The sequence below is a fragment of the Pseudomonas sp. SWI44 genome (genome assembly GCF_002947915.1).
GTDB classification, from domain to species: Bacteria; Pseudomonadota; Gammaproteobacteria; order Pseudomonadales; family Pseudomonadaceae; genus Aquipseudomonas; species Aquipseudomonas taiwanensis.
In genome coordinates this window covers 5682735-5698396 of sequence record NZ_CP026674.1, presented here as the reverse complement: position 1 = coordinate 5698396, position 15662 = coordinate 5682735, and the positions used below count along the sequence as shown (strand labels likewise).

Sequence of the window (15662 nt, the reverse complement as noted above, 5' to 3'; positions counted from 1 at the left end):
TGCACCCGCCGGAAGAAAAACACCAGTCTGGCTCAACATTGCCCGGTTTGCGCCGATACACAGTCAATCGACCTCCAGCATCGGGACCATGAGCATTTTTTACCCATCTCCAGACGAGCCGGCCCCGACGTCAGAGGCCATTCGCCGTCATGCCAGCCGTTTGTTGCCCATCGGTTTCGCCCTGGTCGGTATCGGCTTGTCGGTGTTGCTTGGCCGGCTCGATGTCCAGCGTGAACGCAGCGACCAGGTCAGCACCTTGAGCGCGCAGTTGTCGGGAGTGCGCGCAGCGCTGGAGGCGCAGTTACGCGCGGCGTTCGGCGAGACCGAAGGCATCGCGCAATTAATTGCCGCCGATGGTGGTATCAGCCCTGAGCATTTTCGTGTCATGGCACGCGAGGCATTGGCGTCGGTGCCTTACATGCGCCATGTGGCGCTGGCCCCCAACGACGTGATCCGCGATATCTATCCGCGCAAGGGTAACCAGGCGGTCATTGGCCTGGATTATCGCAGTCTGCCGGACCAGTATCCGGTGTTGCAGGCAGCCAGGGAGCGGCATCAGCCGATACTGGCCGGCCCGGTGCACCTGTACCAGGGGGGCACGGCGCTGATCTATCGGCGGCCGGTGTTCATGGCTGACGAGGGGAGCGCCAAGCGTTATTGGGGCAGCGTGTCGGTGGTGACCGATGTGGAGCGGCTGCTGGTTTCGGCCGGTTTGCGGCCTGACCTGAACATTGCCATCGCCTTGCGCGGTGTCGATGGCAAAGGCGGTGAGGGCGCCATGATCTGGGGGGATGCACGGTTGTTCGAAAGGCCGCTGCTCAGTCTGCCGGTGGAGGTGCCGGGTGGGCACTGGCAGCTGGTGGCCGCGCCGCTTCACGGCTGGCCGTTGTTTCCGGGGCTGCTGGCTTCCCCCTGGTTCCTGTTCTCGCTGGGTTGTACCGGGCTGCTTACCCTGTGCATCTCGCAACTGAGCCGCAAGCAGCGTCTGTTGCACCTGCGGAACGTGGAACTCAGCGAATCCCAGGCCAAGCTTGAGCGCTCCGCTCATTACGACACCATCACCGGGCTGCCCAATCGTGTGCTGTTCCAGCAGCAACTGACCCAGGCTATCACCCAGGGACGTGGCTTGGCGGTGTTGATGCTCGACATCGACGGTTTCAAGCAGGTAAACGACAGCCTCGGCCATGCCATGGGCGACTTGCTGCTGCAGCAAGCTACCGCCCGTTTTCTCCAGGAGCTCGACAGTGCCGACCGCGTGTGTCGCCTGGGGGGGGACGAGTTCGTGTTCATGCTCCAGGGTAGCCAGGGTCAGGTGAACCAGCAGGTGCGCGCACTGTTGCGCTGCTTGCAACGGCCATTCGACCTCAACGGCAATGCTGGCCTGGTCACAGGCAGTATCGGTCTGGCCTGGTGCCCGCAGCATGGTGCGGACGCCGACAGCCTGTTACGACATGCCGACACCGCGATGTACGCAGCCAAGGAGGGCGGACGCAATGCCTGGCAGCCTTACCAGCCTGAGATGACCGAACGCTTGCAACAACGCCTGGAACTGGAGCGCAATCTGCGCCGGGCGCTGCAGAACAATGAATTCGAGCTGTGGTACCAGCCTAAGCTCGACCTGTTCAGCGGTCGGTTGGAAGGGGTGGAGGCGTTATTGCGCTGGCGAGACCCGGAGCATGGCCTGGTTTCCCCCGGTGAATTCATCCCGCTGGCCGAGCGTACAGGTTTGATCATTCCCCTGGGCGAACTGGTGCTGGAGCTGGCCTGCGCGCAGATGGCAGCCTGGAGGGACCACGACTGCCTGCCCGGGCCATTGGCGATCAACGTGGCGGCACTGCAGATCGAACGTAGCGATTATGTCAGCACCTTGGCACTGGCCCTGGAGCGGCACGGCTTGTCGCCCAGCCTGCTGGAGGTGGAAATCACCGAGAGCCTGTTGATGGAAAGCCAGCAGCAGGCCTGCGCGGTACTGGCCCAGCTGCAGGCGATGGGTGTCGCAACGGCCGTGGACGACTTTGGTACTGGGTATTCATCCTTGGCCTATTTGCGCGCCTTGCCCATCGACCATCTGAAAATTGACCGTGCCTTCATCAAGGACTTGCCCGAAGACGATGATGCGGTGGCGGTGGCCCGGGCCATCGTCGACCTGGGGCACGCCCTGGGTTATCGCATCACCGCGGAGGGGATCGAAACCCAGGCGCAATACGACTTCCTGCGCAACACAGGCTGCGACCAGGGGCAGGGCTATTTGCTGGGGCGGCCGATGCCCGCTGCCGAGTTCCAGCGTTGGTTGCACCAACATCCACAACGCCAGCGATCGACGGGCGCCTGACAGGCGCCGGCGGTGCGTCGTCCGAGCGATTACAGGGCGGCCAGGCAGGGCTGGTCCAGGTAGCGCTCCTGAACCTCGACATTGCAGGGGGGCTGCGTCAATTCCAAGGCGCTGATCTCGAAGCCCCCGACGACCACTGGCTGCCGCAATGGCGGCTCTGCGGTGTGTTCTGCCAACCCTTTGGCCATTTTGGCGTGGTTCATAGCAATTTCACTAAGCGTTGACACGTTACATCTCCGGTGACTGACCAGGCGCCATTGCACGCGTGGGTAGGCAATAAAAGTTGGCCGTTGCTGCGTCGGAATGTCGTCTTGCTTGGCGGCGAAAACCGATGTTGCAAACGACACGCCAAGCCATTGGGCAAAAGAATAGCTGGGGTGTTGAAAACGACGAGTGGTTTAAAACGGCGCAATACGCGATAAACCGAGGTACTCAAAGAGAACTTCAGTCAAAGAAATATTGACGCCATAAAACAGCACTCGATGGTGTCAAAGTGCCGCTTGCAAAGGGGTAGCCTTGCATCTTTAATTATCGCTGAATAGGCGCGCATTATTTTCTGATTAAGTCATGCGTATCAAGTGTTTAAATACACGTTTCGCGATGTATCCAGATCTTTTTCCGACCTGCCCACAGACAACATCACAGGACGTCGAAGAAGCAATGAAAAAGACCTTGGCGGCGGTTGCTCGCACATTCATCTCTCCCTCCACGCGTTACGAGATCAAGACTGCTTCGCACAAGATACGTGAGCTGATGGGGCGGGCATGTGTCTGGCGTTGGGAGGTGGCTCGCTTCCGGCTGGGTCAGGAGAGTCCGTACGAGGTGCTGTACATCGGCAGAAAGCAACAGCGCGAGCTGGCTCAGGTACTGATTTCCGGCAAGGAGCAAGGGGAGGCGGGCGAGGGGCACTCGACGCCGGTTGCATCGGGGCATGTGGTGGTAGTCAGCGAAATGCCCACCTCAGGCGCCTTGACGGTTCCCCATTATCTGAGCGCCGTGGTGCCGCTTGGTCGGTCGCTGGAGGATATCACCGCACGCTACGACAGCGAGTTGAGGCGCAGCATCCGTAAGAACCGGCCGCTTTACAGCATGCGTCAGGCGTTGTCCGATGAGGACATCGCAATGGCCGATACGCAGTTGCTTCGCCCCTATGCCACCGCCCGGCAAGGCGGCAGGGCGGTGCAGATCCCCAGTGAAGAGGTGCTGCGCCTGGCCAAGGGCTTTGGCCGTCTCGACCTGATCACCCTGGGCGACGAAGTCGTGGCCTGTCATCTGGGATGCGAAGTCGTTCGAGGTGGCAAGCGCTACTGGAGTACGGTGCGCTTCGGCTATTGCGAGGCTGTGTTTTCGGACGCCAGAAAACTGCGCGAGGTCAATTCGATCACCACGTTCATGGCCCTTGAGTGGGCGCTGGCCAACGGCTTCGACTATTACGACATCGGCATGTGCCTGGCGCGGCCCGATGACGGGCTGCTGAAATGGAAACGACGGCGCGGTGGCGATGTCGACCCCTTCGGCAACTACGGCTACCTGTTCGTTCGTTTACCCAAGACCGGCATTGCCCGGTTTTTGTGGGACACCCCCTTGTTTGCCGTCGAAGGCAACAAGTTGACACTTCACCTGGGCCTGCCTGAGGGGCCGAGCGAAGAAGAGATTGCCAGCCGTTACCGTGAAATGGTCTTCGGCGGCCTGCACAAGATTTATCTCTATGGCGCACGGACGGCTGCCGAGCAATTCGTCGAAACCTTGCGCAGTCGTTATGCCGACGTTCAGTCCCCGCCCAAGATGGAAAGGGTGTTGTCCAATTGATCCGCATTAAGGAAGAACACGGATCAGCTGATTTTTTGGCGATTAGCCGCGCAGCCTTGGGAGCTCACTATGGGAAGCGATGTCACGCCCTTCAGTGCCACACCTGCTAGGGGTCGAAAAAAATTGACGCTGGCCGCCTACAAATACATCGCCCGCAAACGGTTCTCCCGACAGGCAGAGATCGACCTTAAAAGCATTGCCGAGAAAAGTTGGGAGATTGCCCCGAGTGAGACCACTGTGTCGCCACGCGCTATCTTCCTGCCCAACCAGCTGGAGCGTGTAACCGGTTGGGAATTTCATCCCTTCGAGCACCCGCGCCGGACGATGGAAGGCGGCTTGACCGTCGACCATGGCGCCACGCGAGGCTACCTGATCAAGGATGTATGGTTGATCGACGGTGCCCTGTACAAGGACGATGCCTGCCACTGGCTGTCCTTGCGCCCTACGCATTTTCCCGGAATTGTCGTAGAGCATGAAATCGAGCGTGCGGCGGCCTATTGCACGCTGCACGGCAACTCCTGGTTCGGCACCTGGTTGATGGAGGATTGCGCGACGTATCCGTTGGCTTGTAATGAGGGCGTACCGATTACTACAGCGCCTTCGGCGAAATTCCCCTTGTTCGCCCAGGCCCCTGCATATGAAGACTGGTTGGGCATGCGGCCGCTGCGTTTGCGTAATGCCTTCATTCGCGAACTGGTGTTGTTCGACGACCAGAGCAATAACCGCAACAGGCACCTGCGTTACCGGGGCATGGGGGAGAAGTTGCTGTCCCATGTCGAGCATGCGCCCCATCCTGGTGTTTTCCTGTTGCGCGGTGGCGATGGCGAACTACGGCTGTTGCGCAACGAGCTTGAGATTGCCGAGCACCTGCGCAAGCACCGAGGCTTTCGCATCATCAATCCCCTCAAAACCGATGTGCCGAGCATCGTGGCGGCCTGTGCAGGTGCTAGAACGGTGATAGGTGTTGAAGGCAGCCAGTTGGCGCACGGCGTGAATGTACTTCAGGACGGAGGCTCGGTGCTGGCGCTACAACCGCCTAACCGGTTCGTCAGCTACTACAAGTTCATAACCGATCGTGATCACCAGCATTTCGGTTTTGTGGTCGGGACACCGGACGGCGAGGGTTTCAAGATCGATATCGACGAGGTTGAGCGCACACTGGATCTACTGCCGTCATAAACCGGTTGCCTGTACCGCGTCCCCCCTCTCACCGGCACGCGGGGCCTAAGCTCTGTACGCAAAGCCTTGCTACCCGGTGATGCTGCGTTGAGAACAGCCTCGGAAGGCTCATTTACAACCCGTAAACGCCGCTTCCTCGGCTGTTTTCCCCTTGTCTGACCTTCGTCTCAAGACTGTTCACGCAGAGCCTGGAATGCGTCAAATCTGGGTTGGACTTACAACGATTAGCATTTGGGTTATCACCCGTGAAACACATCGGCCGTTTCAACGCAGTGACAACCCGCGCGGTGAGCCCGGGTAGGGCACGGCGTATGTTCAGACTCGTCGCGTAAGGGTTTTGCAATGGAATCAACGTCTTCGGTCAATGGGGCGTAACGCGCAAAAGCTTACAAATTTAACCTGGCAACTTTTTGACGATATTGGGCCTGCCTCATTGAGATATATTATGGTGTCGGATCGTTGACGTAATATCATTGTGCCCATAAGCTCCAATCAGCAGCTAATAAGACACTTCCTTCCCCGTGTTTATCCTCTTTGTCAGGAGGGGATCATGCGCTCGACACTGTTCATTAAATCTATATTTTTATTGATACTTTTGAGTGGCGCGGCGCGCGCTGCCGACTCCTACATCAACCAGGCGAGTGTAATTCCGTTGGCGACGGCTGGCTGGCTCTTCGCAGTCGCTGTCATCGGCTTCGTCGTCGTGGCTAACCGAAGAAAAGTTTGATTTTTACAAGGAGAGTCAACGACTTGGGTGCCCTGTCGGGCATTTGACGCGAGGTCGTTGGCATCAGGGGTCGCAGCTTGTCAATTCGCGAGCCGTTGCTATATTCCACTTGCCGACAACCTGAAGGTTGCCTGGTTGCAGTGAGTGGTTTGTGGTGTCGCGGTCAACTGTCGCAACAGGTGGTTTGACCGGTGTGGAGCGAGAAGCTGTTTTTTGTTGTTCTCACATAGTGCTCTTTACATGGCTACTTGCCTGGAGGGATCCCCCATGGTGCGTTTGATGTGTTCTGTGCTCTGCGTGCTGCTGGTTGGGGTGGGTACCAGCCATGCCGAAGATCAGAGTCCGGTTTACCAGCTCAGTGCCGGCGATAAATTGATGATTTCCGTGTGGCAGGAAGAAAGCCTGCGCCAGGAAACCACGGTCCTGCCCGATGGCAGTATCACCTTCCCCCTTGCCGGGCGTGTCGATGTCGCCGGTCTTGATGTCACGACCGTCGCGCAGAAAATCAAAGTCAAACTCGAACCCTTCTTGGCCGATCCGCATGTAAGCGTCGTGGTCACCAGTACGGCTGGCAATCTCGTCTACGTGCAAGGTAAAGTGATCAAGCCTGGGCCGGTTGAAATGTATGGACCCACGGCAGTGTTGCAGGCGCTGAGCATGTCAGGCGGCCTGGACAAGTTTGCGGACGAAAGCGAAATAAAAGTTGTTCGCCAAAACGGCGACTCACAAAAAGTACTGCCAGTACGCTACAAGGATTTGGTGTCTGGGCGCGACATGTCCACCAATTTCCAACTGCGCGCTGGTGACACATTGATCGTACCTTGATCTTGCCATGTGCAGTAAGGCTCAGAATGCCGCTTCTCAGAAATACGGGTGTTGCCACAGCACTCTTGATTTTGCCGTACTCGGGGATGGTTCATGCCGCTATCTGGCACAGTTCGGTTGCCGTACCGACGACGGTCGAGTATGACAGCAACCCCTTGCTGTTGACGTCTGACGAAAAGGCAGTGACGCGCACGATCATTGCGCCTGACTTTGGCCTGGTCGGCACGCTCGGCCGCGACGAGTTCAGTTTTGGTTTGGGCGTGCAAGTGCTGCGCTCGTCCGACACGGCCATTATCAAGGACCGTGAAGACCCCAACGTCAGCCTTGGCTGGCAGCGGGAAACGGAGCGCGGCCGCTTCGGCCTGAGGGCGAACTACAACGAAAGTTCGACGTTGTCGGCGCTGGTCCAGGACACCGGCGTGGTGACAACCGACGGCACGCAGAAGCTCTCGACGGTGACCGCCAACTGGAGTGATGCCATTACCGAACGCAGTACGTTGGCCAACGAAACCACGTACTCCCACGCCCGATACGACATCACCACGCTGACCGGTTATGACGAGCTGGCGAACGTGCTGACCTGGACTTACAACTGGAGCGAGCGCACCGACCTCTATACCAGCTTCATCGCACGGCGTTACGAGCCGCAGGACGACACCACGGCGTTCGCCTCCAACAGCTACACGCCTACGGTGGGGTTGAAGTACCAGTTCTCCGAACGTTTCACCGGGGATGTGCATGTAGGGGTAAACCAGGTGTCCGGCTCCGAAGGGGGCAGGCGCGGGGAGGGAGGGGTCTCGCTGCGCTACATCGGGGAACGAGCCGATGCGATTTTCAGTGCCGAGCGAAGCACCATTGCCAGCGCATCCGGGGGCTTTGCCGAACTCGATGCAGTACGTGGCAGCTGGAGTTATGCGCTTACCGAGCTCACTCGTGTGGGGCTGGATGCCTCCTGGCAAGACGCCAAAGGCACCACACCCAATACTTTGCAAAGCTACAGCGCGTGGGCGAGTCGTGAACTCTCGCCTTTTTGGGATCTGCGCCTATCGTTGATGTACAAGGAACGCCAGCAAGACAACTTGCCGGATGCAACAGGCACCATCATTGGAATGACCTTGACGTATAGATTACCCGACCTCTGAATTTCAGCGCGGTGGCCTCTATGAAGTCTGAATACGAACTGTCCCTCAAAGATTACCTGGCAATCATCAAGGAAAGAGCCCTGCTGTTGGGGGTCAGTATCGTGGTCATTCTTGCACTCACCGTGGCAGTCGCTGTCACGGTCCCTCCCATCTACCAGTCGACCGGCACCATTCTGGTGGAGTCACAGCAAATCTCGCCAGAGCTGGTGTCGGCAAACAACAACAGTTTTGCCGATGAACGCATCGAAGTGATTCGCCAGCGGGTGATGACCCGCGAGAACCTGTTGCGCATCATCGACAAGTACGGCCTGTTCGCCGACAAGGGCAAGCAATTCAGCGAGTCGGACAAGATCGAGAAGATGCGCAACTCCATCGTGGTCGCCACCGTCAGTACCTTCGTGAAGGGACGCGGCGAGGCAACGGTGGCTTTCAATGTGTCCTACGAGGACAAGCGTCCAGAAGTGGCCAAGGAAGTGGCTAACGAACTGGTCACGCTGTTTCTCAACGAGAACGTCAAGCAGCGCACCGAGCGGGCCAGCGAGACCACCGAGTTCCTGACCCAGGAAGCGAACAAGTTGGGTGCCGAACTGGCGAGCCTGGAGAACCAGCTGGCCGACTTCAAGCAGGCCCACGCCAATGCCTTGCCGGAGCATCAGGAGCTGCGCATGAGCATGCTGTCGCGCTCCGAGCTTGAGTTCAGGGAAGTCGACCGTGACTACAAGGCCGCGCAGGAAGAGCTGCGTTACCTGGAGCTGGAACTGTCCGCTGCCAAGGCCGGGTTGACCGTCAAGCCGGACAACGGCAGGAGCGTGGCAGATCAACCGCAGGACCTGGCCAGCCTCAAGGCAGAGTACGCCAGGCTGCTTGGCAGGTATAAAGATGCCCACCCTGACGTACAGGCGGTCAAGCGCAAGATCCAGGCACTTGAAACCGCCGGCGGCAATGGTATGGCAGTAGCTGAGACGAATCTGGATGCAGCCCGGGTGCGCACGCGCATCGAGGCTGCGCAATCACGCATCGCCTCGCTTGCCGAGCAAAAGCGTCAGCTGACCAAGAAGATCGAAGGCTACGAGGCGGAGATTCTTGAAGCGCCTCAAGTCGAGCGTGGCCTGGTGACGTTGATGCGCGATCACGATAACGCGCGCAAGAAGTACGAAGAAATTCGCGCCAAGGAGATGGGCGCGAAAATCACCGAAAGCCTGGAAGAGGAAAACAAGGCGGAACGTTTCGTGCTGCTGGAACCGCCGCTGATGCCGGAAAAACCCGTCAAGCCCAACCGCAAGAAAATCGTTGCCTTGGGGGTATTGCTGGCCCCGGCCGGTGGCGGTGCACTGGTGATGTTGCTGGAAATGCTCAATCAGCGCGTACGCGGTGTGGGTGCCCTGGAAAGCGTGGTGGGCAAGCGTGTGCTGGTTGCAGTGCCGTTTATCTCCACCCAGGCCGAGCTGGCCCAGCGCAAACGCTCGCGAACCCTGATGGTGGTCGCCGGGTTGTTGTTGGTTGCTATCATATTAGCGATGGTCCATTTCTTGTACATGCCGTTGGACCTTCTGCTTTTCAAAGCTATGGCTCGGTTTGAATAGGGAACAGCAGCGATGGACAGAATTACGCCGGCTATTGGAAAACCCCTGCACCAGGTATCGCCCAACGCTTCGGACACGCCGCTACCTGCGGTCGAGCAAACCGAAGTACTTGGCCCATTCGACTATGTACAAACCACCGTTGTGCCGCTGCGGGCCGAGCACCTCGAGCGACACCGAATCGTGGCGTACAACAAGAACTCGAACATGAGCTGGGCCTTCGACCTCCTGCGTACCCAGGTGCTGCAGGCCATGGAGGAAAATGGCTGGCGCACCTTGGCCATCACCTCGCCGACACCCGAGGCAGGCAAGACGGTGCTGGCAATCAACCTGGCGATGAGTATCGCCCATCACACTACCAAGACCGCACTGCTGGTGGACTTCGATCTGCGCCGTCCAAGGGTGGGTGCCAGCCTTGGGTTGCCGATGGGCAAGGCCATGAACGAACTGTTGTCTGGCAAGGCCGGACTGGAAGAGGTGCTGGTCAACCCAACGTTGCCGCGCTTCGTGGTGCTGCCGACCCGTGAGCCGATACCGCTGTCCACCGAGGTGTTGTCTTCGCCTAGGGTGACCAACCTGATCGGCGATCTGCGCGATCGCTACGACTCGCGCATCTGTATCTTCGATCTGCCACCGCTGCTCAGTTCCGACGACGCCATCACCGTGCTGCCGAAGTTCGACTGCGTGCTGTTGGTGGTGGCCAATGGTCAGAACAGCAAGAAAGAGATCGAAGACTGCCTGTACCACTTGGGTACTGCCAACCTGATCGGCGCGGTACTGAACAAGGCAGAGCCGCAGACTCGCTCCTACTATTGATTGAAGGCGACCGGCATACCCTTGGCAGTCAGTGCCAGGGGTACTGCTGCTCCCAACTCCAGGCGTGCGAGACGATTTGCTCCAACGCGGTGAATTGCGGTTTCCATCCCAGCACGGTTTCCGCCTTGCCGGCATCGGCGACCAGCGTCGGTGGGTCGCCGGCGCGGCGCGGCGCCTTGTTGACGTTGATCGGCCGACCAGTCACCGCGCGGGCAGTGTCGATCACCTGCTGGACGGAAAAGCCTTGGCCGTTGCCCAGGTTGAAGACCGTGCTGGTGCCGCCCTTCAACAGATAATCCACGGCCAGCGCGTGCGCCGAGGCCAGATCGTTGACATGGATATAGTCACGGATGCAGGTGCCATCGGGGGTATCGTAGTCATGGCCGAACACGGTAATCGCCTCGCGTCGTCCTGACGCGGCCTGCAAGATCAACGGGATCAAGTGGGTTTCCGGTTCATGGCACTCGCCGATCTGACCGCCTGGGTCTGCGCCGGCGGCGTTGAAGTAACGCAGGCATACCGATTTCAGTCCATAGGCCCGGTCGAAGTCCTCCAGAATCTGCTCCACCATCCATTTGCTGCGCCCATAAGGGTTGATCGGCAGCTTGGGGTGTTGCTCGTCGATGGGGGTGTACTGCGGGTCGCCATAGACGGCAGCGGTGGAGGAGAAGATCAGGTGCTTGATGTTCGCCCGTACCATGGCATGCAGCAGGGTCAGGGTGGCTGCCACGTTGTTCTGGTAGTACTTGGCAGGGTCGGTGACCGACTCACCCACCTGGATGTGGGAGGCGAAGTGGAAGACCGCATCGAAAGGGGATTCGGCGAACAAGGTGTCCAGTGCGTGCTTGTCGGCGACATCCAGCCCGACCCACTTGATGTCAGGGCGTGCTTGCGCGATATCCGCCACGACCACCTCGTGACCTGCGTCCGCCAGGTACTTGACCATGTGCGAACCTATATAGCCTGCGCCTCCGACAACCAAGTACTTCATCCAATCCTCCTGGAACAGATTCAGTGTTGAGGGCCTGCCAATACAGGTCTTTTCAGAGCGTAGAAGGCCGAATGGCCTATTTCAAGAACAGCCAATTGGCCATGTGCTGGCCGTCGAAGTTCAGGGTGTAGCGGCCATTTTCGTAACGGGCTGGAAGCACTGTTTCTTGTCCCGAGGCACTGCGGGCATAGGCCTTCAGGCCCGGCGGTGCGGCGATACTCAAGGCACCGACCAGGGGCTCGACATAGAACGGGGTGCTTTTGTCTTCCTTGGGCACGGCCCGCGTGCCGAGCGAGACCAGCAGGCTGTGCGACTGGCCGAGCGGCTGGTTGTCCAGGCTCTGCACGGCCACGCTGGCATAGGGCGTCTTCAGTTGCACCTGAAGGTTCGACAAGCGGGTCGAGCGGCCGCCGAGCCAGCCGCTGGCGACCTGGGTCTTGGGCGTATCGATGGTGTAGAGGCCTTGCTGCCAATTGCGCGTGATCTCACCGGTATCCGTGGTGGCCTGGGTGGCATTGTTGTCGAGCAGCGACTGCTCAGGGTCATGCAGCAACTGGGCGTTGGCCGGGATGTCGCTTTGGGCGAGCCATGGCAATTGCGGCGTTTGCGGCAGGGCGATCTGCAACATGCCTTTTTCCATGGCGGTACGCAGCAGCACCGAATCACTCGGTGAGATCGAGCGGTTGAACAAGGTTTCGACCGACGGGGCGAAGACGTAGCGGGTCTGCGCCTGCTGCACATCGCCGCGTCGATACAGCAAGGCCGCCGCCGGGAGGGTGGCGATCAGGGCAGGGTCGTTGTAGGCATGCCAGTTGTCCGCCGTTTGCCTGCCATCGCCAAGCCCCTCCTGGCTATAGGCATATTGCATCAATGCGTCCCAGCCCTGATGGCTGGCGGTACCCGCCACGATCAAGGGCAGTGAGTGGCGATCGGGGAGCGGGAAGGGCTCGTTGTTCCACTCCGTGACGGTCAATGGCTTGCCCACTACCTGGGCGGCTGCCAGCCAGTCGACCAGCCCATCGCTGGTCAGCGGGTTTTTTTCCAGCTGGCCGATGCCGCCGTAGCTGTGAACGTCGATCAGATCGCCCGTGGTGAGCGCCGGCAGCGAACTCAAGCCATTGCCGCCCCAGCTACTGGTAGTGGCGATGGGCACTTTCACGCCGATCTTGCGCAGGTGTTCGATCATCTCGACATCGAAGCGATGCTCCAGGTCGTTGAGGAACAGCTTGGCCGGGCCATGCTCCCAGGCGCGCCAGGTGGCGTCCTCCGGCAGGTCATGGCGACTGGCAAACGCCTTGGCCTCATCCATGTAGAGCCGGCTGTGTCTGGGCACATTCTTGTCGGGCAACAGCGCGTTGCCGAAGTGATGGGTGATGTCGTTCTCGTTGGTGATCAGCACCGCCGCGATGGCGGGGTCGTCCTTGTAGGCCAATTGGGTATAGGCATTCACATGGTTCAGGTACTGCTCGGCGAACTGCTTCATGCGTTGTTGAATGGTGACGTTCACATAGGCGTAGCCTTTGAATTCGGCTCGCCCGTATTGTTTGGGCAGTTCATCGAAGCCATAGATGCCGTCGCTGTCCATCAGCGAGCGCTGTACGTGCAGGTCGAGCCACACATAGATGCCTTCCTCCTTGAGGCATTTGATCCACAGATCGAGTTTTCTCAGCGACTCGGCATCGAGTTGCTGGGTGTTCTTGATCGTCCTGCCATCGCCGAAGATGTTGGGCAGCACCCAGAGTGAGTCATGGTGGTGCAGGCGCACGAGGTTGAAGCCCAGTGCCGATAGGCGCTTGGCTTGTTGCTTGATGTATTGGTCCGGGGTGTCGAACAGGGCAGAGGCCGACAGGTTGGTGCCCCAGAAACGCACGGGCGTGTTGTCGGCGAACACCAGTCGTTCACCGTCAGCCTTGACGAAGCCGTGCTTGCCAGCTGGTTTTTCTGCTGCGTTGAGAAACGACAGGTCGACCGGCGAGGTTTTCCAGTCCAGCTGGTCTTGTGGCCAGCTTTTCGGGTCGCTCAGGCCAAACCGTTCGGACTGGGTCTGGCCGATGGCGATGTCGCCCGTCACGCTCAGCACCGCGTTGATCTGTTGGCGGCCTGGGGTTATCTGGCGGTCATAGAAGAATGCGCGCACCTCATCCGGGTTGCCACGCTCGAAGTACACCTTCGCCAACGGTGGTTCGAAGCGCATCTCGACACGGCGTTTACCTTCCGTACCCCAGGCCCAGCCTCGATTGCCGGGGAGCAATTGCGGTGCACCCATTTCGCCGGCGAACAGCGACGGGTCGAAATTGAACACCATGCCGCCGCCCATGACATCGTCGTGCCGTTGCTCGGTCTGCAGGTCGAATGCCCAGGTCAATGATTGCGGGGTATCCTTGCGGATGTCTGCGACGAGCTTGAAGTTCAAGTCCTTGTTTTCACCGGCGAGGGTGTACTGCTGCGGGGCTTTGACCGTGAAGGTGGGGTAATAGCCGGTCCAGTTCCACTGTTGTGCGAAGAAACTGAACTTGGCGATCATCGCCGGCCCGCCACCCCGGGTGATGTTGGGCAAACCGTTGCGCTCTTCGATGTTGACGGCCCAATCGGACGACCACGTTGCCATGGGCAACGAAACCAGGCCAAGCAGAGCCGTGGCCCGGATGAGGGAATGCAGGGGGCTTCGTGTCATCGAGTTTACCTGGCTTGAAGGCGGGCATGGGGCAACTCGGCGGCCTGCTCTTGCCGGAGCTTGCGCACCATATGGATGTAGGCCACACCCAGCCCGCCAACGGACCAGTAGATCACCGGAATCACGGTGATGCTGCTGACGGTAAAGATAATGACCATGATGCCCAGCAGCGTGGCCAGCAGCGCCCTTCCTAGAAGGCGTTGTTTATCGTCCTTGTCGGGGAATGCCCGCATCGATCTGCGGATGCCCATCAGGATGACCACGAAGAAGGCGATGAACAGCGCAAGCCCCACCATGCCGACCCGCAACGCCAGGCTGACATAAGTGTTGACGATATCGATGATGCCTTGGCCCTGGATCATCGACTGCATCTCGGGGGTGCTGCGGAAGTCGAACGAGCCGAACCAGGGGTTGCGCTGGATGACGATCCAGGAGTTGTCGATCAGGCGCTGGCGGTAGGTGATGTTCTCGGTTTCGATGTTGCCAATGAAGGGCAGCAGGTTCAGCACTTTTTCTCCGCCCGGTATCACGGTGAGCAGGGGCACGCACAGCACACCGGCCAGGCCGAGCAGGATGAAGCGCCTGACCGCGCCCCGGCCTGTGGCGATGAAGGCCGCGACGATGACCCCAGCGCCGATCCAGGGGCCGCGCGACAGGGGCGCGAACAACCCGGCCGCCAGCAGCAGGGCGCCCAGGTAGCGATGGATGGGTTTGCGTACATAGGCCTGCACGAACAGGAACAAGCCAATCGCCACGCTGATCACGTAGCCCAGCACGATGGCCTGGCCGGTGGTGGCGCTCGCGCGCAGCGAGCCGCCACGGCTCAGGTAGCTGCTCATGCTCCAGGGCACGCCCATGGCGTCGGTCAGTGCGTTGTACAGCAGCCAGTGACGTGCGTACTCGGCCACGCCGATGATCGACAGTAGGAACGAGGCCAGCACGAAGGCCAGCAGGGCATCCTTGAAGTCTTCCAGGTCCTTCAGCGCGCGGCTGGCGACGTAGTAGGGCAGGAACATGTCCACATACAGGTACAGCGCCTGACGCAGCGTGTCGGTGACGGTGGTTTCGCGCAGCGACAGTACGCACATCAGCAGCATGCTCGCCGCCAGCAACTTGTCGGGCCAACTGCGACCGAAGGGTTGGGTGTCGCCTTGCTTGCTCAGTGCCCATGCCGCGGGCAGTAGCACGCAGAGGGTGAGCAGGCGCACATGGGTGAGGTCGACCAGGTAATTGATCAAGCCAAAGCCGGGTATCGGTACAGCGGCCGGTGGAATCAGGAACAACAACATGAAGAACAACGCCATCGGGTTGCGTTCGCGACGCCCGGCCAGGCTCATGATGACCGCACCCGCCAGGGCATAAAGCCAGAAACTATGGGAAAAGAACGCCAGCAGTGTCAGGCCGAACCATAGGTTACGGCGACGTTTGAAGTCCCGCTCCGGGATCAGGTCTGTCGCTGGTCGGCGCGCCAGCACGAATACGACGCACGCCAGGAACAGAATGACGATCAGGGCACGTAAATGTTCAGGCATTGGCTGAGGGCACCTATCCCTTGGTGGAGGTCGGCTAGCATCATGGCTGATTGAA

At 59.5% G+C, this 15662-nt stretch carries 12 protein-coding genes; 8 read left to right on the top strand and 4 right to left on the bottom strand.

The genetic code is table 11. From position 1 onward, the window contains the following. The first annotated feature begins 88 nt into the window (after positions 1-88). Positions 89-2332, top strand: coding sequence for a bifunctional diguanylate cyclase/phosphodiesterase (locus tag C4Q26_RS26780; protein WP_023380457.1), 2244 nt, complete (start codon positions 89-91; stop codon positions 2330-2332). Positions 2333-2361: 29 nt separating this feature from the next. Here the strand turns inward: C4Q26_RS26780 and C4Q26_RS26775 are convergent, their stop codons facing one another. Continuing rightward, entirely contained in the window at positions 2362-2535 is a 174-nt protein-coding gene (locus C4Q26_RS26775) for a hypothetical protein (RefSeq protein WP_189673033.1), read from the bottom strand. Positions 2536-2992: 457 nt separating this feature from the next. On the opposite strand from C4Q26_RS26775, the gene C4Q26_RS26770 reads away from it, so the two are divergent. The 7 genes from C4Q26_RS26770 to C4Q26_RS26745 all read left to right on the top strand — a co-directional run bounded on the left by C4Q26_RS26770 (position 2993) and on the right by C4Q26_RS26745 (position 10410). Then, positions 2993-4141, top strand: a complete 1149-nt coding sequence (locus tag C4Q26_RS26770; protein WP_023380458.1) for a hypothetical protein — start codon at positions 2993-2995, stop codon at positions 4139-4141. A 69-nt stretch (positions 4142-4210) separates the two neighbouring features. Beyond that, entirely contained in the window at positions 4211-5320 is a 1110-nt protein-coding gene (locus C4Q26_RS26765) for a glycosyltransferase 61 family protein (RefSeq protein WP_104883967.1), read from the top strand. Between the two features lie 550 nt (positions 5321-5870). Continuing rightward, on the top strand, positions 5871-6047 hold the full coding sequence (gene eppA, locus C4Q26_RS28185; RefSeq protein WP_023380460.1) for an EPS-associated small membrane protein EppA: 177 nt from the start codon (positions 5871-5873) through the stop codon (positions 6045-6047). Positions 6048-6314: 267 nt separating this feature from the next. Next, a complete protein-coding gene (locus tag C4Q26_RS26760) occupies positions 6315-6872 on the top strand; it encodes a polysaccharide biosynthesis/export family protein (protein WP_023380461.1) in 558 nt (185 codons plus the stop codon). Between the two features lie 26 nt (positions 6873-6898). Further along, positions 6899-8014, top strand: coding sequence for a hypothetical protein (locus C4Q26_RS26755; RefSeq protein ID WP_027907581.1), 1116 nt, complete (start codon positions 6899-6901; stop codon positions 8012-8014). A gap of 20 nt (positions 8015-8034) precedes the next feature. Then, positions 8035-9597, top strand: coding sequence for a Wzz/FepE/Etk N-terminal domain-containing protein (locus C4Q26_RS26750; protein WP_104881810.1), 1563 nt, complete (start codon positions 8035-8037; stop codon positions 9595-9597). A 12-nt stretch (positions 9598-9609) separates the two neighbouring features. After that, complete coding sequence (locus C4Q26_RS26745) at positions 9610-10410, top strand: CpsD/CapB family tyrosine-protein kinase (RefSeq protein ID WP_023380464.1); 801 nt, start codon at positions 9610-9612, stop codon at positions 10408-10410. Between the two features lie 28 nt (positions 10411-10438). Here the strand turns inward: C4Q26_RS26745 and galE are convergent, their stop codons facing one another. From galE to C4Q26_RS26730, 3 genes are all read right to left on the bottom strand, one after another. Next, a complete protein-coding gene (galE, locus tag C4Q26_RS26740; RefSeq protein WP_027907579.1) occupies positions 10439-11401 on the bottom strand; it encodes a UDP-glucose 4-epimerase GalE in 963 nt (320 codons plus the stop codon). Positions 11402-11477: 76 nt separating this feature from the next. Continuing rightward, positions 11478-14075, bottom strand: coding sequence for a cellulase family glycosylhydrolase (locus C4Q26_RS26735; RefSeq protein ID WP_104883966.1), 2598 nt, complete (start codon positions 14073-14075; stop codon positions 11478-11480). Between the two features lie 5 nt (positions 14076-14080). Beyond that, positions 14081-15607: an O-antigen ligase gene (locus tag C4Q26_RS26730; protein ID WP_027907577.1), complete on the bottom strand. Its 1527-nt coding sequence runs from the start codon at positions 15605-15607 to the stop codon at positions 14081-14083. Between the last annotated feature and the right edge of the window lie 55 nt (positions 15608-15662).